The 18,187-nt window shown below is 53.6% G+C and carries 17 protein-coding genes and 1 other RNA gene; 10 read left to right on the top strand and 8 right to left on the bottom strand.

Annotated elements, in window-relative coordinates; all coding sequences use genetic code 11:
* Window positions 1-55: 55 nt before the first annotated feature.
* The gene (locus IPM31_14290) at window positions 56-904 is read right to left on the bottom strand and encodes a methylated-DNA--[protein]-cysteine S-methyltransferase (protein MBK9008148.1); all 849 of its coding nucleotides are present in this window, start codon (window positions 902-904) and stop codon (window positions 56-58) included.
* 632 nt (window positions 905-1,536) lie between these two features.
* Between IPM31_14290 and IPM31_14285 the strand changes: the two genes are divergently transcribed.
* Together IPM31_14285 and IPM31_14280 are read left to right on the top strand one after the other, a co-directional pair.
* Complete coding sequence (locus IPM31_14285) at window positions 1,537-2,679, top strand: ISAs1 family transposase (GenBank protein MBK9008147.1); 1,143 nt, start codon at window positions 1,537-1,539, stop codon at window positions 2,677-2,679.
* 231 nt (window positions 2,680-2,910) lie between these two features.
* Window positions 2,911-4,344, top strand: a complete 1,434-nt coding sequence (locus IPM31_14280) for a flavin monoamine oxidase family protein (GenBank protein ID MBK9008146.1) — start codon at window positions 2,911-2,913, stop codon at window positions 4,342-4,344.
* 48 nt (window positions 4,345-4,392) lie between these two features.
* On the opposite strand, the gene ssrS is transcribed toward IPM31_14280, so the two are convergent.
* Window positions 4,393-4,570, bottom strand: a non-coding RNA gene (gene ssrS / locus IPM31_14275) — 6S RNA.
* A gap of 127 nt (window positions 4,571-4,697) precedes the next feature.
* Between ssrS and IPM31_14270 the strand changes: the two genes are divergently transcribed.
* Window positions 4,698-5,708, top strand: a complete 1,011-nt coding sequence (locus IPM31_14270; GenBank protein ID MBK9008145.1) for a LysM peptidoglycan-binding domain-containing protein — start codon at window positions 4,698-4,700, stop codon at window positions 5,706-5,708.
* Between the two features lie 84 nt (window positions 5,709-5,792).
* On the opposite strand, the gene IPM31_14265 is transcribed toward IPM31_14270, so the two are convergent.
* Both IPM31_14265 and IPM31_14260 read right to left on the bottom strand, forming a co-directional pair.
* On the bottom strand, window positions 5,793-6,773 hold the full coding sequence (locus tag IPM31_14265) for an inorganic phosphate transporter (GenBank protein ID MBK9008144.1): 981 nt from the start codon (window positions 6,771-6,773) through the stop codon (window positions 5,793-5,795).
* A gap of 209 nt (window positions 6,774-6,982) precedes the next feature.
* Window positions 6,983-7,603: a DUF47 family protein gene (locus tag IPM31_14260; protein MBK9008143.1), complete on the bottom strand. Its 621-nt coding sequence runs from the start codon at window positions 7,601-7,603 to the stop codon at window positions 6,983-6,985.
* A 223-nt stretch (window positions 7,604-7,826) separates the two neighbouring features.
* On the opposite strand from IPM31_14260, the gene IPM31_14255 reads away from it, so the two are divergent.
* From IPM31_14255 to IPM31_14240, 4 genes are all read left to right on the top strand, one after another.
* The gene (locus tag IPM31_14255) at window positions 7,827-9,206 is read left to right on the top strand and encodes a tryptophanase (protein MBK9008142.1); all 1,380 of its coding nucleotides are present in this window, start codon (window positions 7,827-7,829) and stop codon (window positions 9,204-9,206) included.
* 178 nt (window positions 9,207-9,384) lie between these two features.
* Entirely contained in the window at window positions 9,385-9,555 is a 171-nt protein-coding gene (locus IPM31_14250; protein MBK9008141.1) for a hypothetical protein, read from the top strand.
* 44 nt (window positions 9,556-9,599) lie between these two features.
* The gene (locus IPM31_14245; protein MBK9008140.1) at window positions 9,600-9,938 is read left to right on the top strand and encodes a hypothetical protein; all 339 of its coding nucleotides are present in this window, start codon (window positions 9,600-9,602) and stop codon (window positions 9,936-9,938) included.
* Window positions 9,935-10,132, top strand: a complete 198-nt coding sequence (locus IPM31_14240; protein ID MBK9008139.1) for a helix-turn-helix transcriptional regulator — start codon at window positions 9,935-9,937, stop codon at window positions 10,130-10,132. The genes IPM31_14245 and IPM31_14240 overlap by 4 nt, the downstream gene beginning before the upstream one ends.
* A gap of 63 nt (window positions 10,133-10,195) precedes the next feature.
* Here IPM31_14240 and IPM31_14235 read toward each other — a convergent pair whose 3' ends face one another.
* The 4 genes from IPM31_14235 to IPM31_14220 all read right to left on the bottom strand — a co-directional run bounded on the left by IPM31_14235 (window position 10,196) and on the right by IPM31_14220 (window position 12,373).
* Window positions 10,196-11,101 (bottom strand): c-type cytochrome, encoded by a 906-nt coding sequence (locus IPM31_14235; GenBank protein ID MBK9008138.1) that lies wholly within the window; start codon window positions 11,099-11,101, stop codon window positions 10,196-10,198.
* Window positions 11,102-11,180: 79 nt separating this feature from the next.
* Window positions 11,181-11,675, bottom strand: coding sequence for a hypothetical protein (locus IPM31_14230; GenBank protein MBK9008137.1), 495 nt, complete (start codon window positions 11,673-11,675; stop codon window positions 11,181-11,183).
* 69 nt (window positions 11,676-11,744) lie between these two features.
* Window positions 11,745-12,155, bottom strand: a complete 411-nt coding sequence (gene bphX, locus IPM31_14225; protein ID MBK9008136.1) for a BphX family protein — start codon at window positions 12,153-12,155, stop codon at window positions 11,745-11,747.
* Window positions 12,152-12,373: a hypothetical protein gene (locus IPM31_14220; GenBank protein ID MBK9008135.1), complete on the bottom strand. Its 222-nt coding sequence runs from the start codon at window positions 12,371-12,373 to the stop codon at window positions 12,152-12,154. Before IPM31_14220 ends, bphX begins: the two co-directional genes overlap by 4 nt.
* Before the next feature lie 149 nt (window positions 12,374-12,522).
* On the opposite strand from IPM31_14220, the gene IPM31_14215 reads away from it, so the two are divergent.
* Genes IPM31_14215 through recJ form a run of 3 tightly spaced genes read left to right on the top strand, consistent with a single transcriptional unit; the run spans window position 12,523 to window position 18,186 of the window.
* Window positions 12,523-13,164: a transposase gene (locus tag IPM31_14215; protein ID MBK9008134.1), complete on the top strand. Its 642-nt coding sequence runs from the start codon at window positions 12,523-12,525 to the stop codon at window positions 13,162-13,164.
* Window positions 13,136-15,844, top strand: a complete 2,709-nt coding sequence (locus tag IPM31_14210; GenBank protein ID MBK9008133.1) for a tetratricopeptide repeat protein — start codon at window positions 13,136-13,138, stop codon at window positions 15,842-15,844. Before IPM31_14215 ends, IPM31_14210 begins: the two co-directional genes overlap by 29 nt.
* 38 nt (window positions 15,845-15,882) lie before the next feature.
* The gene (gene recJ / locus IPM31_14205) at window positions 15,883-18,186 is read left to right on the top strand and encodes a single-stranded-DNA-specific exonuclease RecJ (protein ID MBK9008132.1); all 2,304 of its coding nucleotides are present in this window, start codon (window positions 15,883-15,885) and stop codon (window positions 18,184-18,186) included.
* The last annotated feature ends 1 nt before the right edge of the window (window position 18,187 follow it).

The following is an 18,187-nucleotide window of genomic DNA, read 5'->3' as shown; positions in this document are numbered from 1 at the left end:
AAAAATCTCTGTGCGCTCTGTGTTCTCTGTGGCTGATGTATTTTTTACACGCCTTTCACGCACTGACGAACTCTCTAGCCAACAACGCCTTCTTCCTCAACGCTCCGTAGCGATACTTCCCAAACTCGCCAGCCTTGCGGATCACCCGATGACAGGGAATCAACACGGCAATTGGGTTGTGACCAACGGCTGTTCCCACCGCGCGAACGGCGTTTGGATTGCCGATGTGCGAAGCGATCCCTTCGTAGGTGGACACCGAACCCGCAGGGATTTGCAACAGCGCCTCCCACACTTTCAACTGGAAGTTCGTCCCGCGCAGGTGCAACGTCAGCGGCTTGATGCGGGTGTTGAAGCGCAGGTCGAAGATCGGACCGACTAGCGCGGCAGTGGCTCGATAGTCTTCGATCATCTTCGCTTCCTTCCAATCACTCACGAGATTGTCAATTGCTTCGCCTTCGCTTCCCTGCACAAAGCCGAGGTGACAAATTCCGCGTTCGGTGAGTCCGATCAAACATTTGCCGAATGGCGTGAGATGGATCCCGTATCGAATGGTCACGCCTTCGCCTTTGGATTTGTACTCGCCTGGCGACATCGCCTCGGTGTTCACAAAAAGATCATGGAGGCGGCCCAGACTCGACAGTCCGACTTGATGCGTGGTGTCGAGCAGATTCTCCGACTTGTCGAGCAGATCCTTCGCGCTTTCCTTCGTCACGAATTGCAAAAAGCGTTTCGGGCTGACTCCCGCCCAACGTGTGAAGAGTCGCTGAAAGTGAAATTCGCTCAAGCCGACGTTCGCGGCGACCTCGTCGAGGTTGGGCTGGTCTTTGAAATGGTTTTCAAGGTACAGGATCGCCTGCTCGATGCGCAGGTAATCTTCGGACGATTGTTTGAAATTGGTGTTCATAGTTTCTCCTTTTGTTGATGCTATTCTATGAACATCCATTACATCTGCCGACCCGATTCTTGCTGAGTTCATTCCTAATTCGGTGGTTGAGTAGGGCGAGCGCTTCTCTCGCCCGTATCGAAACCACAAATTACAAGTTCGGTATTGCCTGCTGGTTTCGACTGCTTGCGCTCAACCAGCGTTTTGGGTAAAAACGAAAAACAGGCATGCGTGGGCATGCCTGTTAACGACTCAGCATTAAAAAAGACAGCCCTTCCATAGCACAAACAGATGGAATCCATCTGTGTCACTTGCGCTTCCCTTGTCCCAAAGATCGCTCTTTGGATTTCGGGCGAACAACAGAGTTTTTTTAAACCGTGTTGCCTTTCGCTTATTTCGGAAGGGAGAAAGAAGTTTGTGACAAACTTCAGAGGCATCCGCTGATCGATCCGATTTTTGAACCTCACCCCTAACCCCTCTCCTGAAAGGAGAGGGGAAGTCCGTAGCATCCCGCTCGCGCGGGAGAACCTCCACCTCGTGGTCTCGTACGACAAATTTCAATTTGTCGCATAAGACCCAGCCGCTAAATCTCCGAATATAGGGCGATTGCATCTAAATTGAGGTAAAAAAGGGCTATCTTGAAGGAGATAGCCATGACAAAGAAGCCATTGGAGGCGATCGCCGAGCATTTTAGCAAAGTGAGCGATCCGCGGGTGGATCGAACGAAGGAACATAAACTCATAGATTTGATCAGCATCGCCATATGTGCGGTGATCTGTGGAGCGGAAGGCTGGACGGACATTGAGCATTTTGGGCATAGCAAGATAGTCTGGCTGAGCACGTTTCTTGAATTGCCGAATGGTATCCCGTCGCATGACACTTTTGGTCGGGTCTTCTCGAAGTTGGATGCCCAACAGTTCCAGTTGGCGTTTTACGAATGGGTCTGGGCAGTCAATGAGATCATCCCAGGGCAAATCATCAATATTGATGGGAAGCGTTTGGGTGGCTCGCAGGATCGGCTACTGGGCAAACGAGCCATTTATATGGTCAGCGCTTGGGCGGAAGAAAACGAGATTGTTCTGGGACAGCGTAAAGTGGACGAAAAGTCGAACGAGATCACCGCCATCCCCGAATTACTCAAGATTCTGGCGCTTGCAGGCTGTATTGTGACCATAGATGCCATAGGAACCCAAACCAATATTGCCCAAACCATCGTCGCAGCTCAGGCAGATTATGTTTTGAGTGTGAAAGAGAACCAGGGGCGTCTGTTTGAAGATATTTCGGTCGTGTTTGCGGTCGATCAAGCCCACAACTTCAAATATGCTTCCCTGGACTATGACAAGACAGCGAATAAGGGACATGGGCGCATAGAAATTCGAGAATGCTGGAGTACCTCTGATCCTGCCTATCTAAACTTGATTCGTAACAAAGAAAACTGGCCTGGTCTGCAAAGCATTGTCATGCTCGTGTGCACGCGGAACGTGGCTGGCAAGGAAACCAAAACAGTACGCTACTATATCTCCAGCCTGCCCAGTCACCCGAAACGATTGTTACATCTGGTGCGCAGACACTGGGCGATTGAAAATGAACTGCACTGGGTCTTGGATGTGGCTTTGCGGGAAGACCATAGTCGTGTGCGTAAAGATCAAGCTCCTGAAAACTTCGCCGTCCTTCGCCACATTGCGCTCAATCTGCTCAAACAGGAGAAAACCGCCAAAGGCGGTATGCATGCCAAGCAACTCCAAGCCGCTTGGAACCAGGATTACCTCCTCAAAGTCCTCGCCTCACCGATTTAGATGCGATTGCCCTATCTCCGAATATTCAATTGTTAATGGCGGCGATTGTATACTGCATGACGAGGCTTTGTCAAGCGCAATATTGGTGGTTGTGTTTTATTTTGATTTTCGATAAGATTCACAAGCAGTCATGTCATGCTGAGCGAAGCGAAGCATCTCCTGGATTGTGCGGGAGACTCTTCGGTCGCAAAAAGCGCTCCCTCAGAGTGACATAATCATCTGGAGGCATCAATGCAATCCGCGCATTCGATTCAAGATTATTTGGACGTGGTGAAAGAGGGGATCGCAAAACGATTTGGAGACGGCAAGCCTAAACGCGTCGTCATCGTGGGGGCGGGTCTTGCGGGACTTTCAGCTGGGTACGAGCTTCGGCGGGCTGGTCACACCCCGATCATTCTCGAAGCACAACAGCGCGTGGGTGGACGAGTGTACACCTTGCGCGATCCATTCACCGAAGGCTTGTACGCCGAAGTCGGCGCGATGCGCATCCCGCGCGCGCACACGTTGACCATGTCTTACGTCGAGAAGTTTGGACTGAAGACGAACGCCTTCACGATGGACAACCCAAACGCCTATCACTACATGGGCGGACGGAAAGTCCGCGCCTCGGAAGCCGCGAAAGATCCGTCACTGCTTGGCTTTGATGTTTCTGAAAAGGAAAAAGGAAAAACGGCGGGCAAAATGTATGAAGCCGCGCTCAAACCTCTGCTTGACCTGCTCGAAAGAGACGGCGACAAAGCCTGGGACGAGATCATCGCCAAATATGACCAATATTCCACGCGCGAGTTTCTCGAATTGAACGGCTGGTCCGAAGGCATGATCGAGATGTTCGGCTTGCTGGCGAATCAAGAGTCGGTGATGAACTCATCCTTCCTTGAATTGTTCCGCGAGGATTCGGGGAACTACTACACCAACATGATCGAACTCGACGGTGGCACAGATCGCCTTCCTCACGCGTTTCTCCCTGAATTGAAAGATAACATCCGCTTCGGCGCGAAGATGATCGCGATGGATCAGTCGCCGACGGATGTGACGATCCACTATCAAACACAAGCAGGGAGATTTGAAGAAAAGGGAGATTACGCGATCATCACCGTTCCATTCCCTGTGTTGCGGCATGTGGAGGTTCTTAAGCCATTTACTCGCGCCAAGAATCGCGCGATCCGCCAGTTGCATTATGATGCTTCGGCAAAAATCCTTTTTCAATGCAAACGCCGATTCTGGGAAGAGGACGACGGCATCTTCGGCGGTGGCACGATGACCGATCTGCCCATCCGCAATTTGTATTATCCCGACCACGGACGCGAAACGGGACGCGGCGTGATCCTCGCAAGTTACACATGGTCGGAGGATGCGCAACGGTGGGGCTCGCTCAAGCCCGATGATCGCATCGCCCAAGCATTGGACGATGTTGCCGAGATTCATCCGCAAATTACAAAGGAGTTTGAAGTCGGCGCCTCATGGATGTGGCACGACGATGAATTCGCGGGCGGCGCGTTCGCATTATTTGATCCTGGTCAGCAAACGTTACTGCATGATGAAATCGTAAAGCCCGAGGGGCGAATCCATTTTGCGGGTGAACATGCGTCGCTGTATCACGCATGGATCCAAGGCGCGTTCGAGTCGGGTTTGCGCGCGGCGATTGCGATTCATCAATCTCCGTAAAATAAAAAGACCTCACAGGTCTTTAAGACCTGTGAGGTCTGCTACATTCGATTCCCCGCCAATGCCGTGTGCTACGAAGTTTTGAACCTGCTTTCGCAGGTGGGTCCCTACCCAGAAACGCCGCCTTGGCTCAGGCCTATCGCGTTATTTCTTTAGGAGTTAAAGACCCGTTTAAAAAATGTTGGCTCAAAACGGAAGGGCAACATCACGAGCACAGCAGGGACGCGATTTTTATACCATAAACGACGATGAGGGGGGAGACTAATATTAATTGCGAAATTTTCAGGTTGGTTGATTTTGCTTGACATTTATGCTACCCTTAATCGTATTGTTTGTCAGACAAGGAGAATAAGATGACAACCGTTCCTGGTATCGACGTTTCATATTGGGATGCAGGCATCGACTGGCCCAAGGTTCGCGCGACGGGTCAACGATTCGTTTTTGCGAAAGCCACAGAGGGAGATTTTCACTCGGACCAAACTTTCGGCGCGAATTGGACCGGCGCGAAAGCGGCTGGACTCTTGCGCGGAGCGTATCACTTCTTCCGCGCGAATGTGGACGGCAAGAAACAAGCCAACCGTTTTATTGAGTACGTGAAATCTGCAAACGACCTTGGTGAATTGCCGCCCGTTCTCGACCTTGAAAGCCACGACGGGCAAAGGAAAGAGAAGATCATCGAACGCGCAAAAGTGTGGCTCGATCTCGTTGAAGCCGCGTTCGGCAAAAAACCGATCATCTATTCGGCTCAATACTTTTTGCAGGATTATTTTTCCGAGGCGGGCGGCGGACCTCCCGTGTGGGCGAAGGATTATCCGCTATGGCTGGCGCAATACCCGAATAATTATTCAGAAGAATCAAAACCGTTCTTGCCGCGCGGCTGGTTCAAATGGACATTTTGGCAGTACAGCGAGAAGGGACGCGTGAATGGCATCAATGCCAGCGTCGACATGAATCTTTTCAACGGGACGCTGGAGGAGCTATATCAACTTGCGGGCGCGAAACCTATCTCAACAGATTCGTCGAAGCCGGCGAAGCACAAAGTGGCGGCGGGTGATTCGTTTGAATCGATTGCGAACAAATATGGCGTGACGGTGCGCGAACTTGTCAGCGCGAACCCGCAGTTGTTGAAGACGGGCGATTCGTTGACGGTGCCTGCCCCGGTGGCGATCCCTGCCGAGGGTGAGACAGGCTCCACTGGCGGAGGAAGCGGTTCTTCATCCCCAAGAATGCACACTGTTAAATCGGGCGATTCGTTGTATGCGATCGCGATCAAATACAGCACGACGGTCGCGTCGATCGCTTCGGCGAATAATATTTTGAATGTGAACAATATCAGTGTGGGGCAGGTGTTGGTGATACCGTGAGGGTGTGGATGAAATGTGATTTCAGCGTAGGATGCAGTTCAACTGCATGCTGAACAGGGGGATGGTGATGGTAATACGGTTGTCTTATAAAGAGGTCAACAGCCAGTAAAACCCTGCCGCCAGCAGGGCGCTGACCGGGATGGTGATCAGCCATGCGGTGAGGATGTCGCCTGCCACGCTCCAGCGGACTTTGCTCAGGCGTTCCGACGCGCCGACGCCGATGATGGCGGAACTGACCACGTGCGACGTGCTGACCGGCGCGCCGAAGAATGAGGCGCCGAGAATGACGATGCCCGATGTAAGTTGCGTTGAAAAACTGTGAAGCGGACGGATCTTGTAAAACTTTCCGCCCAGCGTGCGGATGATTTTCCACCCCCCGAAACTGGTGCCGATCGCCATGGAAACCGCGCTGGCAACGGTGACCCAGAGCGGCACCTCGAACGATTTCAGGTGACCGCTGATCACCAGCCCAAGCACGATGATTCCCATCGATTTTTGGGCGTCGTTCGTGCCGTGACTCAAACCGAGAATGATGGCGGTGATGAGTTGACTCCGTTTGAAAAATTCGTTGATGCGCGGGGTCGCATTCTGCGCCAGAAAATAGATCACGCGCGTGAAGAGAAAACCGGAAGCGAACCCGATCAGCGGAAAAATAAACAACGCAACTAACACTTTGGTGAGCCCGGGGATTTTGATCGCTTCCCAACCTGCGGAAACCATGACCGCGCCGACGATCCCGCCGATCAGCGTGTGCGATGAACTGCCGGGGATTCCGAAAAAGCCGTTGATGATGTTCCACACGATCGCGCCCAGCAGGGCGGCGACGATTACCGTGAGCGTCAACGAGTCGGCTTGGACGGTATCCACGCCGATGGTGCGCGCCACCCCAACCCCGAACAAAAACGGACCCGTGAATTCAGCCAGCGCGGCGATGGTCAACGCGGCGCGAGGGGCGAACGCGCGCGAAGAGATCACGGTGGCGACGATATTTGCCGCGTCGCGGATTCCGTTTAGAAATCCGAACAATAACGCGAGCATGATTACGATGATGAGTTCGTTGGGCATGGTTTGAATAGTCGTTGCGTTTGGAGGCTTCGCTTTGCCACAGAGATCACAGAGTGCTTAAGGGGTTTCGATCTAGCCACTCGACACTTTTCTTTTTTGGACACTGACCGCGAAGCGCGCTGAAAACGCCGAGAAAAGTTTTTTGCGCCTGTTGCGTTTTTTCGCGTCCCATTTTTAAAAACTGTCAGGTGGGTGGGTTTCGATGACAGTTAAGTTTTCTTCACCACAATGTCCGCGATGATGTTTGCGGCTTCGTCGCCGCGGTCTGCCGCGTTGGAAAGATGGCGATAGACCTCGCGCAGTTTCAGCATTTCCACCACGTGATGCACATCTTCGGGACCGCGGAACAGGTCCGCGATGGCTTCGCGGTAGACGCCTTCCACGCGGTTTTCGAGCGCCTTGGCGCGTTGGGCGTGTTCGGTGGCAACGGCTGGATTTTTCTCCAATCGCAACACTGCCTGGTGGATTTCAAACGCCGCGTCTTTGAGGAGCGAAGCCATGCGCGTCATGTACGAAGTAGGCGAAACATTCAAGATCGCCATTTCGCTGACCGTGCTGTCGGCGTAGTCGATCACATCGTCAATCGAGCGGGAGAGGGAAAAGATGTCTTCACGATCGAACGGCGTGACGAAACTGCGATTCAACTCGTCGATCAGGATGCGGCGGGTTTCATCCGCTTCTTTTTCTTTCAGGGACAGTTGGTCGGCGATCTCGGGGGACTGGGTCTCCAAATATTTAACGAGCAGTTTCAACCCCTCGAAGGTGACTGCCGCTTGTTCTTGAATGAGTTTGTTGAAGATCTCTTCGCGCTTCTTGAAAAAACGAAACATGGATAACCTCGTGCTGGCTGAAATGTCCGCCAATCATACCACCGGCGGAGAGGATTGCCTGTCGGATAGTAACCTGTTGATCGCCTTCCATGGGGGCGTGATCGTTCAACCCTAAACCATGATTTAATCGTACAATCGGGGTGTCATTGGAGACCGAATGGCTATCAGAGGGAGAGCCAGGCTCGCTACCCAAATTTGACCAAAATTCAAATTAGGAGAACAAATGACTACCAGCTACCCCCCCGAACCGTTCCGCATTAAGGTGACGGAACCCATCCGCTTGATTGGGCGCGAAGAACGAGAAGACGCGCTCAAAGAGGCGGGCTACAATCTCTTCGCCCTCAAAGCCGAAGACACCTATATCGACTTGCTCACCGACTCGGGCACCGGCGCGATGAGTCAGGAGCAATGGGCGGCGATCATGCGCGGCGATGAATCGTACGCGGGCGCGCGCTCGTACCAGCGCCTCAAAACCGCTGTGGAAGACGTCTTCGGTTTCAAGTACTTTATCCCCACGCATCAGGGACGCGCCGCCGAAAATATTTTATCTGCGTGTTTGGTCAAGCCGAATCAATATATTCCCAGCAACATGCACTTCGACACCACCGACGCCAACATCCGCGCGCGCGGCGGGCGCCCGGTGAACCTCGTCATTGATGAAGCCGCCGACCCGTCGAATCCGCATCCCTTCAAGGGCAACATGGACATCGCCAAACTCAAAGCCTTCATCGCCGAGCATGGGCGCGACAATATTCCCTTTGGGATGATCACGGTCACGAACAACGGGGGAGGCGGACAGCCCGTCTCGATGGAGAATCTCAAGGCGGTATCCGCCGTCTATGGCGAGGCAGGCATCCCCTTCGTCATTGACGCGGCGCGTTACGCGGAGAACTGCTACTTCATCCAACAGCGCGAGTCGGGCTATCAGAATACATCCGTCAAAGAAATTGCGCGCGAGATGTTCGCGCTCGCCGACGGCATGACCATGTCCGCGAAGAAAGACGCCATCGTCAACATCGGCGGGCTGTTGTGCGTGAACGATGAAAAATTATTTCAGAACATCAAAAACGAATTGATCTTGCGCGAAGGATTCCCCACCTACGGCGGACTCGCGGGACGCGACCTCGACGCGATGGCGGTTGGACTGTACGAGGGCTTGGACGAATCGTACCTTGCCTATCGCGTCGGGCAGACGTTCTACCTGTCTGCCCGTCTCAACGATATCGGCGTCCCCACCATTCAACCCTCCGGCGGACATGCCGTCTACATCGTTGCGAATCAACTCCTGCCGCACATCCCCAATTACGAATTCCCCGCGCAATCGCTCGGTGTGGAGTTGTATCGAGAGGGCGGCATCCGCGGCGTGGAGATCGGCTCGGTCATGTTTGCGCATCTCGACCCTGAAACAAAGCAGTGGCGTTACCCCGCGCTTGAACTGTTGAGGTTGACTATTCCGCGAAGGGTCTACACACAAAGCCACCTTGATTACATCGTGGAGATTCTTAGCAAGATCAATTCGCGAGCAAACCGCTTGCGCGGATATAAACTCACGTACGCCCCCGAATTGCTGAGGCATTTCACGGCGCGGTTTGAACCTTTATAAGCCAGCGCTTACGCAGTTGGCGGGTAGTTGTACTGCCGCCGTCGCAGTGCAACTACAGCGCAACAGGTTCACCTGCATAAGTCCTATAAGCGTTAAAATAGCCATGTCAAATATCCTTGACATAATGTCAAGGATATTTTATACTCCCGAAAGTCAAGTTTACTTTACAGGAGCAAAAATGAAAAAGAAAAATCCAATGGCGGGCTTTGCAATGGGAATCGCGATCGGCGTTGGGATCGGCGTTGCGCTGGACAATATCGGCATGGGAATTGCTATCGGTGTTGCATTAGGTTTTGCGTTCGGGGCGGCGTTCAATAAAGAAAACGATAAAAACGGAGACAAGTCATGAATCGGGAGGTTCAAAAAAGGTACTTTAAAGAATTTGGCATTTCCATGGGGTTCTATGTGGTCCTGTTGATTGCCAGCATTTCGGTCATCTCCAATGTTGAACTCCCGAAGGCTGTTCAAGTTGTTATCGCCTTGATTCCCGTGATCCCAACCATCTTTGTTGTGATCGCCGTGATGCGGGCGTTGCGAGATAGCGACGAACTGCAACAAAGAATCCAACTGCAAGCCGTGACCTTCTCCGCCATCGTCACGGGCTTGATCACCTTCAGTTATGGCTTTCTCGAAAATATCGGCTTTCCGCATTTTCCATCTCTTTTCATATTTCCACTCATGATTGCGTTGTGGGGAATCGGCGCGGGCATTTTTGCGAGGAAGTACAAATGAAAAACAAACTCAAGGTATTGCGCGCTGAAAAGAACTGGTCACAGGCAGAGTTGGCGGAAAATCTCAATGTGTCGCGGCAAACGGTGAACGCCATCGAGACCGAGAAGTACGATCCCAGTCTGCCGCTGGCATTTCAAATCGCAAAACTGTTTGGGAAAAGGATCGAGGAGATATTCGAGCCAGATAAGAAATAGAAAACAGAATCAAACGACCTTCAGAGCATCTCCGAAGGTCGTTTTCGTTTGTCATTTACAAAATTATTCTGTATACTGTTCTAGCTTTGGAAGCGTTTGCAGGTACATCCAGATCGCTTTCAATTCATCGTCGGTGTAATTGCGGAAAGTCTCCCACGGCATGAACTCGTTATCAAGCTTGTATCCGCTTGGCGTGACGCCTGTGCGAATCGCCGTGATGAAATCTTCCTCCGTCCAAGCAGATAGTTCGCCGCCGGGTGTCAGATTCGGAGAGATCTTCGTGATGGTCGGGTCGGGGAACGGACCGCCATTTAAATTCGGGCCGTGACAAGTGCGGCAGTCGTTCGTATTCACCATGTACTCGCCGTACTCCGCGGTTGCTCCCGCCTCAGGCGCCGTGACGTGGACGTCATGGCTTACCGTCTCAACCGGCATGTTGGGAAGTTTTCCCAGCACAAAAAGGATTTTCGCCAGCGGCGTGAAGTTATGTCCGTTCGTCACATGATCCACTGGCGGGACAGACTTGACGTAGGCGATGATCGCGCCGAGGTCTTCATCGCTCAAATAAGAAGTAGATCCAACGGCTGGCATGAAGATCGCTTTGCCGTCCAGTCCTATCCCATGGCGAATGGCTCGCACAAAATCTTCATCCGATGTTGCTTCGCTCGCGAACCCGCCCTCGCCCGATGTAAGGTTAGCCGAATCCACCGTCCCAATCGGACCGGCATTGAACCACTGGTTGATGCCGCCAAGGTCGGGTCCATGACATCCCTGGCATAATGCCTCAACCCGATGTTTGCCGCGTTCGATGCTCGCCGCGTCCGTAGGAATTGTGATATTCGACGGCGGGAAGTCGTACGTCTTATTCAGGCGGCTATTGCCGATCATAACCATCACAATGCCCGCAAGCAAGATCAATCCGATCAACGAACCAAGCACGATCCCGATCCATTTCAAAACTTTTTTCACTTCATACTCTCCTTTATCAAATTTCCGTTCCGCAAACTTCGGTATGGTTTTGTACTGCAAACTTTAGTTTGCGCTACGATTAGAACGGCTTGACGATCATCAACCACGCAATGACCGCGAATCCTCCGTAGCCAACGACGAGCAATAGTGTTGGATTCACCTTCGCCGTCGCGGCATAGATTTCCTCATCGCTTCTGGCCGACTCCGCAGGGAAGGGTTTTCCCTTGACCCTGTACGGAATCCCCACGGCTTTTCTGATCTCGCCGAAAGCCGCCGCGCCATAGACTGCCATCAACACAATGATCGCGACCAGAACGAAGATCGAGAGCCAGATCCAGCCTGTGCGCCACCAAACCATGTTGAGAAACGCGGCGGCAAGTCCGAACACGACGATGGCAAGCAGTGTCAAAAACATCGAAGGATAAGATTTCTCCGAAAGATCAAGCAGGGCGCGGATGCGGTTGACGTCGCGCTCTTTCTTGATGGCGTATGAAACTGATGCCGAGACCCCGTGCGCGAGCAGGTATCCGAGCACCGAAACGACGTGCAGGAAGACAACGAGTTGATAAAGCATGTAAAACTCCTTTGGTGTATTTTGCAGTACCGCAACCTTCAGGTTGCGATACTGCGCAGGGTGAGTTATTTACTCCGCTTTCGTCTGCCGCAGGAAGACGAAACCCGTGAGAACAATGATCAAATGGACTACGATGAAGCCGATATAACTGCCAGCGTCATACCCTCGCGCAATCCAAATGGCGTCTGCCACAATTCCGCGAAAGATTTCCGCCAAAATTATGACCCATGCCATGATTCGATTTTGAGCGGGATCGCGCGCCGCGACCAGCGACATTACGCCAAGAACGCCGAGTTCAAACACGAACACCAGCCACGCGTCGGCAAACGCCTGACCCGCAAGCGGATCCGCATTCATGGGCGCTGGCAGGGTATCGGCAAGCATTTGAATGCCGCCGAAAAACAGGAAGTACACATTCATCGAAGTCAGGAGCAGATAAAACGCCCCCACGATCCGAAACCACCACTTCAGTTTGTTCATTTTGTCATCTCCTTTTTGGAATTGCCTTCGGATGAATCCTTCATCCATTTTTCCAGAAACGCGGCGAGTTCGCTCAAATCTTTGAAACCGACGCGCTCCTCCTTCTGCGAGTCCTGCAAGCTGAAACGCCACGCCAAGCGTTGACCGTCCGCGCCGCGCTCCTCCCACACCAGCAGGAGAAAGTGATGGTATTTCGGCGGGCGAACCTGCGAAGACATTGACATTGGACGCTTTTCATTCATTCTCAACTGTGATAATCTTGCCCCATTCTACAAAGCCACCGTTTAGAAATCGTTTATTGGAGCCGTACCGCAAACTTCAGTTTGCGCCCGCTTCCGTTCGACAAACTTAAGTTTGTCCCACGCCCATGCCCGAAACCATCTACTATCGCCGCGACCTGCCGCACATCCACCCGCAGAACAACCCGCTCTTCATCACTTTCAGCCTCGTGGATTCGCTCCCCGCCGCCGTTGTGGACGAACTAAAAGCCCGACGCGAAGAAGAACTACGCGCCGCCAAAACCGCCCAAGAACGCTACAACATCCAGAAAAAATATTTCGGACATTTCGACAAATGGCTCGACCGTTGCGAACACGGACACGACTGGCTCAGGCAGGAAAACATCGCCCAAATTGTGGCGGATGAAATCCACAAAAAAGCCGACCAGCATTACGAACTCTACGCCTATTGCATCATGCCCAACCACGTTCATCTGCTCATCCTCTCGCTCATCGAAAAATTTCCCCCATCCAGAATGAAAAGCGCCATCTCCCCCGTCGCCGAAATCATGCGCCTGCTCAAAGGACGCGCCGCGCGCTACTGCAACCTCGCCCTCAACCGCCAGGGTTATTTCTGGCATCACGAGTCGTACGATCACTACGTCCGCGATGAAAAAGAAATGGAACGAATCATCCTCTACATTCTGAACAACCCCGTCAAAGCGGGGCTGGCAAAAGAATGGAAGGATTGGAAATTCACCTATGTCAACCCCACCCTCGGCGAATGGTAAGACAAACTTAAGTTTGTCCTACATGGGCGCGCCAAAAATCACGCGCAACAACGCCCTCATCGCCAACTTCATCTCCAACAAAGTCCCCGCGTTGCTGGCGTATCTCGTCGTCACGCGCCGCGCTCACACCCGCGACAAACTCGCCGCGCTCCTCTGGGGCGAGATGTCCGACGCCGATGCGAAAAATAATTTACGGCAAGCCCTCGCCAACCTCCGCAAATATTTTGAAGACGAGCTGACCATCACCCGCGACTCGATTGAATTTACGGGGGACTGTTTTCTCGACTGCGCGGAATTTGAGTCCCAACTCCGCCTCGCCTCTTCTCTCGACGGGGAGGCTGGCGCGGCGATTCTGACAGATTCTCTGCGCCTCTACCGCGCCGACTTCCTCGAAGGCTTCCACGTCCGCGATGCGCCCGACTTTGAAGATTGGATGCTCGCCGAACGCGCCCGCCTGCGCGAACTTGCTTTGCAAGCCCTGCACCGCCTTGCCGAGATCCAACTCAGCCGCGCGGACTATCCCGCCGCGCTCGAAGCGACAGCCCGCCTGCTCGCTTTTGACCCGTGGCGCGAAGTGGCGCACTGTCAGCGCATGTCCGCACTCGCCCGCGCGGGACAACGCTCCGCCGCGCTTGCTCAATATCAGACCTGCCGAAGAATCCTCGAAAAAGAATTTGGCGTCGCACCCTCTGCCGAGACGACCGCGCTCTACGAACAGATCCGCGACGCGGAGACTCGTCCCTCGGGCAACCTGCCCGCGCGCGCCACCTCGTTCATCGGGCGCGAAGCGGAATTGGCGGAGATCGGCGTCAGGCTGGCAAATGCCGATTGCCGCGTATTAACTTTGGTCGGCGAAGGAGGCGTGGGCAAATCCCGCCTGGCACTGCAAGCCGCGCAGATTCACATCCACCAATTTTTGGACGGCGCGTGGTTCGTCCCGCTTGCCAATGTCAAAGACGCGGAGGGGATGTTCCTTGCGATTGCGAGCGTGTTGAAGATCAACGCGACAGGCGGCGAGCAGGTGCGCGAATTTTTGCGCGACAAAAACCTATTGCTGGTTTTGGATAACATGGAGCAACTCGTTGGCGACGCGCTCAACAAATGGATCGTTGAAACCGTGCGCCTCGCGCCGAACCTGAAACTGCTCGTCACATCGTTGACGCGGCTGAACATCCAAGCCGAGACGCTGTTTGAAGTGCGCGGACTGCCGCACGTTGATTCATCTTCGCCTGCCTTCAAGCTTTTCATGGACCGCGCCCGTCGTCTCAAACCCGACTTCAACTTGAACGCGGCTGACTCTTCCACGCTTGCGCGTCTGTGCGAGTTGGTGAACGGCTCGCCGCTCGCGCTCGAACTTGCCGCCGCCTGGGCGCGCGGACTCACCGTCGCTGAGATCGCGCAGGAGATCGAGCGCAATCTCGACATCCTCACCGTCTCACAACAGGATTTGCCGCCGCGTCATCGCAGTATGCGCGCCGTGTTCGATCACTTTTGGAGTTTGCTCGCGCCCGAAGAACGGATCGTCTTTCAAAAGCAGGCGGTCTTCCGCGGCGGATTCACGCGCGAGGCGTTCTGTGAAGTGACGGGCGCCGACCTCGCCATGCTTGCGCGCTTCGTGGATAAATCTGCCATGCATTTCAACGACGACGGACGCTATCGCCGTCATTCACTGATGGCGCAATATGCCAACTTGAAGTTAAGCGACGATGCAAATCTGCGCGCGCAAACGCGCGAAACACACGCGCGTTACTTCAGCAACCTCGTGAAAAAACTCGAAGCCGATTTTCTTGGCGGACAACCGCAAAACGCCATGCCGCCGTTTCTTGCCGATCTCGCCAACATCCGCGCCGCGTGGGAGTGGGCGGTTGAACATGGCGACGCGCCCACCTTCAACGCCATGTCCGATTCGATCATGCAGGGCTTGGATCTCGCGGGCTTGTATCGCGAAGCGTTTCAAATAGCAGAAGCGGCGATTCGGTCCATGGAGCGCTTACCGAAAAACGCAAAGAAAGAATCGCTCATCGCCAAAGGCAGGGCGATGGGCTTGGCAGGCGCGTTCCTCTTTCGTCTCGGCGAATATCAACCAGCGTTCGACTGGTGCGAAAAATCTCTGACCGCGCTGGAGAAATATCGCCCGCACATCGCGTACGCGCACACGCTCATCTACGCGGGCGCGGCGCAGTTTGGTTTGGGCGATATGCAGAGCGTGATCGCATATTGGAAGAAAGCGGCAGACGAATATCGCGCGGTTGATTCGGCATGGGGAGAGATGACCGCCAACTCGAATTTGGCGGAGGTCTTTCTTGCAACAGGTCAACTGCCTGAAGGAACAGCCTGCGCCGAACGCGCATTATCGCTCGCTCGCAACATGAAAAATCTGGAAATGATCGGCTCCGCAACCACGAGCCTGGCGAACGTCGCCATGCAGGCAGGGAAATTCATCGAAGCCACACAGTTCGCCGAAGAAGCCCTGCGCTCGCATCAACAAGTCGGTCACGACGCGCACATCGCCAACTCGCTCGCCACGCTGGCGCAAATCGCCTTCAAACAAAAAAATTTCACCGAGTCGCGCCGCCTGCTTGAAGAGTCCATCGGCATTTTGAAGCGCGTGGGCAATAAACTTTATCTCGAACAGCGTGAGAACGAACTCAATGAAATCCTCGCGGCAAGTAACACTTGAAACTTGACACCTGCAACCTCACCCCTGATACTTGACGAATGACTCGCTGGCTCGACCCTCCTCAAACAGACACTTCGCCTCTTTCGACCCTCGACCTGCCTCTGCTCCTCAAGCAGACTCTCATCCGACGCGGCATCGCAACCCCCGACTCCGCCCGTGCCTTCCTCCACCCCGAAGAGACTCCCTCCACGCCATTCCCTGAGATTGAAAACGCGGTTGAAATTATTTATCAAGCCATCCAACGCAAGGATCGCATCTGCGTCTGGGGCGACTTCGACGTGGACGGGCAAACCTCCACTGCCTTGCTCGTGCAAACGCTCCAATCCCTCGGCGCGGACGTTGTGTACTACATCCCAATCCGCGGCAAAGAGAGTCACGGCGTGCACATCGAATCGCTCGCGCCGATCATTGACGGCGGGATCAAGCTCCTCATCACCTGCGACACAGGCATCACCGCGCATGATGCGATTGATTACGCCAACTCGCGCGGGGTGAATGTTGTCCTCACAGATCATCACGACGTAGGCGAAACACTTCCAAACGCCAAAGCGATCATCAATCCAAAATTATTGCCGCAAGGACATCCGCTCAAAAACCTCGCTGGCGTCGGTGTTGCGTATAAACTCGCTGAAGCCTTACTACGTAGTGACGACTTCAGTCGTCAAAAAACAGCGACTGAAGTCGCTACCACGACAAGCGAAGATTTGTTAGATTTAGTTGCGCTAGGTTTAATCGCCGACGTTGCATTGCTCCAAAGCGAAACACGCTCACTTGCGCAAAGGGGAATTCGCCAACTTCGCAAAACAAACCGCCTTGGCTTGAAGGTGATGGCGGAACTTTCCAACACTCAACTCGAGTCATTGACCGAGGAAACCATCGGCTTCACATTTGCCCCACGCTTAAACGCGCTCGGCAGATTAAGCGACGCGAATCCCGCCGTCGAATTACTGATTACCAATAACCCCGCCCGCGCCCGCGTCCTCGCCGCGCAGATCGAGGGACTCAACGCCCAGCGCCGACTATTGACGAGTCAAGTCACTGAGGCGGCGGAGGTGCAACTGCGCGAACATCCCGAATTGTTGAATGAACCTGCCATCGTGTTGTCGCATCCCAATTGGCCCGGCGGAGTTGTCGGCATCGTGGCGAATCGCCTCGTTGACCGTTACCACAAACCCGCTCTGCTCCTCACCGAGTCTGATGATGGAATCTTGCGCGGCTCGGCGCGTTCCATTGAGGGACTGCACATCACCGAAGCGATCTCTTCGCAAAAGAATTCGCTTCTGAATTTCGGCGGACATCCCATGGCGGCGGGACTGTCACTGCAAAAAGAAAATCTCACGTCATTCCGTCGTGGACTTGGCAGAGCGATCGAAAAACAACTCGGCGAAATTATCCGCGAAGACCCGACGCTTCAAATTGATTCGTGGCTCGGCTTGGATGAGATCAATCTCGAGTTGGCGGATGCAATCGAGTTGCTCGCTCCGTTCGGCGCGGGAAACCCGAAGTTGACATTCGCTTCACGTGGCATAACGTTGAAATCTATCGCAGAGGTCGGCAAGACAAAAGAACATTTGCGTTTGGCAGTGGAAGACGAAAACGGAAATGTTCAAAGTATTTTATGGTGGGGCGGAGCGGGTGAAGAACTGCCAGAAACGGGAACTCAAATTGATATTGCGTATTCTGTGCGAGCCTCCACGTTTCGCGGCGAGAAACAAGTCAATGCGACGTTTGAGGAGTTTCGCATCGTTGAAAGCAAAGCCATCGAGATAAAAGAGCGGAGACTGGAGATTAGAGATTGGAGATTAGAAAGTGGAAAGTGGAAAGAGTTGGAAAACGTGTTGACATGGGCGGAAGGTGCGGATAAAGCAAAAGGTAAATCGCGTTACGAACTGCATCCCGCCGATGAACTTGTGATTTACACAACACCTGCGTCACCAGCAGACCTGCGCGCGGTGCTGGAAATCGTCAAGCCGAACATTGTGCATGTGATTGGCGTTTCGCCCGCCAAAGAAAAAACGGACGAGTTTCTCGCGCGGCTGGCGGGCATGGCAAAGTTTGCGATCAACAACAAAGGCGGGAAAGTTTCGGTGAACGAGCTGGCTGTCGCAACTACACAACGAGTCAACGCGGTACGAGTCGGCTTGGAGTGGCTGTCGGCCGGGGGTCACGTGACAGCCGTCCCGGAGGAAGACGCGGTTCTTTTATCCGCAGGGAATGGCGAGGCGAATCAATATCTGCAAAAGGAATTGTTTGTGGCTGTTCGCGGAATCCTTGATGAAACAACGGCTTTCCGCGATTATTTTTCGAGAGCCGACCTGAAGCAGTTTTTTTCCGATTTGTAAT

The sequence above is a fragment of the Candidatus Defluviilinea gracilis genome (genome assembly GCA_016716235.1).
GTDB classification, from domain to species: Bacteria; Chloroflexota; Anaerolineae; order Anaerolineales; family Villigracilaceae; genus Defluviilinea; species Defluviilinea gracilis.
Note: the sequence above shows the minus strand (reverse complement) of the source record. Positions and strands in the feature narration are given on the sequence as shown.

What these genes read in the sequence shown, in the direction of transcription:
- IPM31_14290 (MBK9008148.1), bottom strand. Translation starts at nt 904, where the DNA reads ATGAACACCAATTTCAAACAATCGTCCGAAGATTACCTGCGCATCGAG.
- IPM31_14285 (MBK9008147.1), top strand. Translation starts at nt 1,537, where the DNA reads ATGACAAAGAAGCCATTGGAGGCGATCGCCGAGCATTTTAGCAAAGTG.
- IPM31_14280 (MBK9008146.1), top strand. Translation starts at nt 2,911, where the DNA reads ATGCAATCCGCGCATTCGATTCAAGATTATTTGGACGTGGTGAAAGAG.
- IPM31_14270 (MBK9008145.1), top strand. Translation starts at nt 4,698, where the DNA reads ATGACAACCGTTCCTGGTATCGACGTTTCATATTGGGATGCAGGCATC.
- IPM31_14265 (MBK9008144.1), bottom strand. Translation starts at nt 6,773, where the DNA reads ATGCCCAACGAACTCATCATCGTAATCATGCTCGCGTTATTGTTCGGA.
- IPM31_14260 (MBK9008143.1), bottom strand. Translation starts at nt 7,603, where the DNA reads ATGTTTCGTTTTTTCAAGAAGCGCGAAGAGATCTTCAACAAACTCATT.
- IPM31_14255 (MBK9008142.1), top strand. Translation starts at nt 7,827, where the DNA reads ATGACTACCAGCTACCCCCCCGAACCGTTCCGCATTAAGGTGACGGAA.
- IPM31_14250 (MBK9008141.1), top strand. Translation starts at nt 9,385, where the DNA reads ATGAAAAAGAAAAATCCAATGGCGGGCTTTGCAATGGGAATCGCGATC.
- IPM31_14245 (MBK9008140.1), top strand. Translation starts at nt 9,600, where the DNA reads ATGGGGTTCTATGTGGTCCTGTTGATTGCCAGCATTTCGGTCATCTCC.
- IPM31_14240 (MBK9008139.1), top strand. Translation starts at nt 9,935, where the DNA reads ATGAAAAACAAACTCAAGGTATTGCGCGCTGAAAAGAACTGGTCACAG.
- IPM31_14230 (MBK9008137.1), bottom strand. Translation starts at nt 11,675, where the DNA reads ATGCTTTATCAACTCGTTGTCTTCCTGCACGTCGTTTCGGTGCTCGGA.
- bphX (MBK9008136.1), bottom strand. Translation starts at nt 12,155, where the DNA reads ATGAACAAACTGAAGTGGTGGTTTCGGATCGTGGGGGCGTTTTATCTG.
- IPM31_14220 (MBK9008135.1), bottom strand. Translation starts at nt 12,373, where the DNA reads ATGTCTTCGCAGGTTCGCCCGCCGAAATACCATCACTTTCTCCTGCTG.
- IPM31_14215 (MBK9008134.1), top strand. Translation starts at nt 12,523, where the DNA reads ATGCCCGAAACCATCTACTATCGCCGCGACCTGCCGCACATCCACCCG.
- IPM31_14210 (MBK9008133.1), top strand. Translation starts at nt 13,136, where the DNA reads ATGTCAACCCCACCCTCGGCGAATGGTAAGACAAACTTAAGTTTGTCC.
- recJ (MBK9008132.1), top strand. Translation starts at nt 15,883, where the DNA reads ATGACTCGCTGGCTCGACCCTCCTCAAACAGACACTTCGCCTCTTTCG.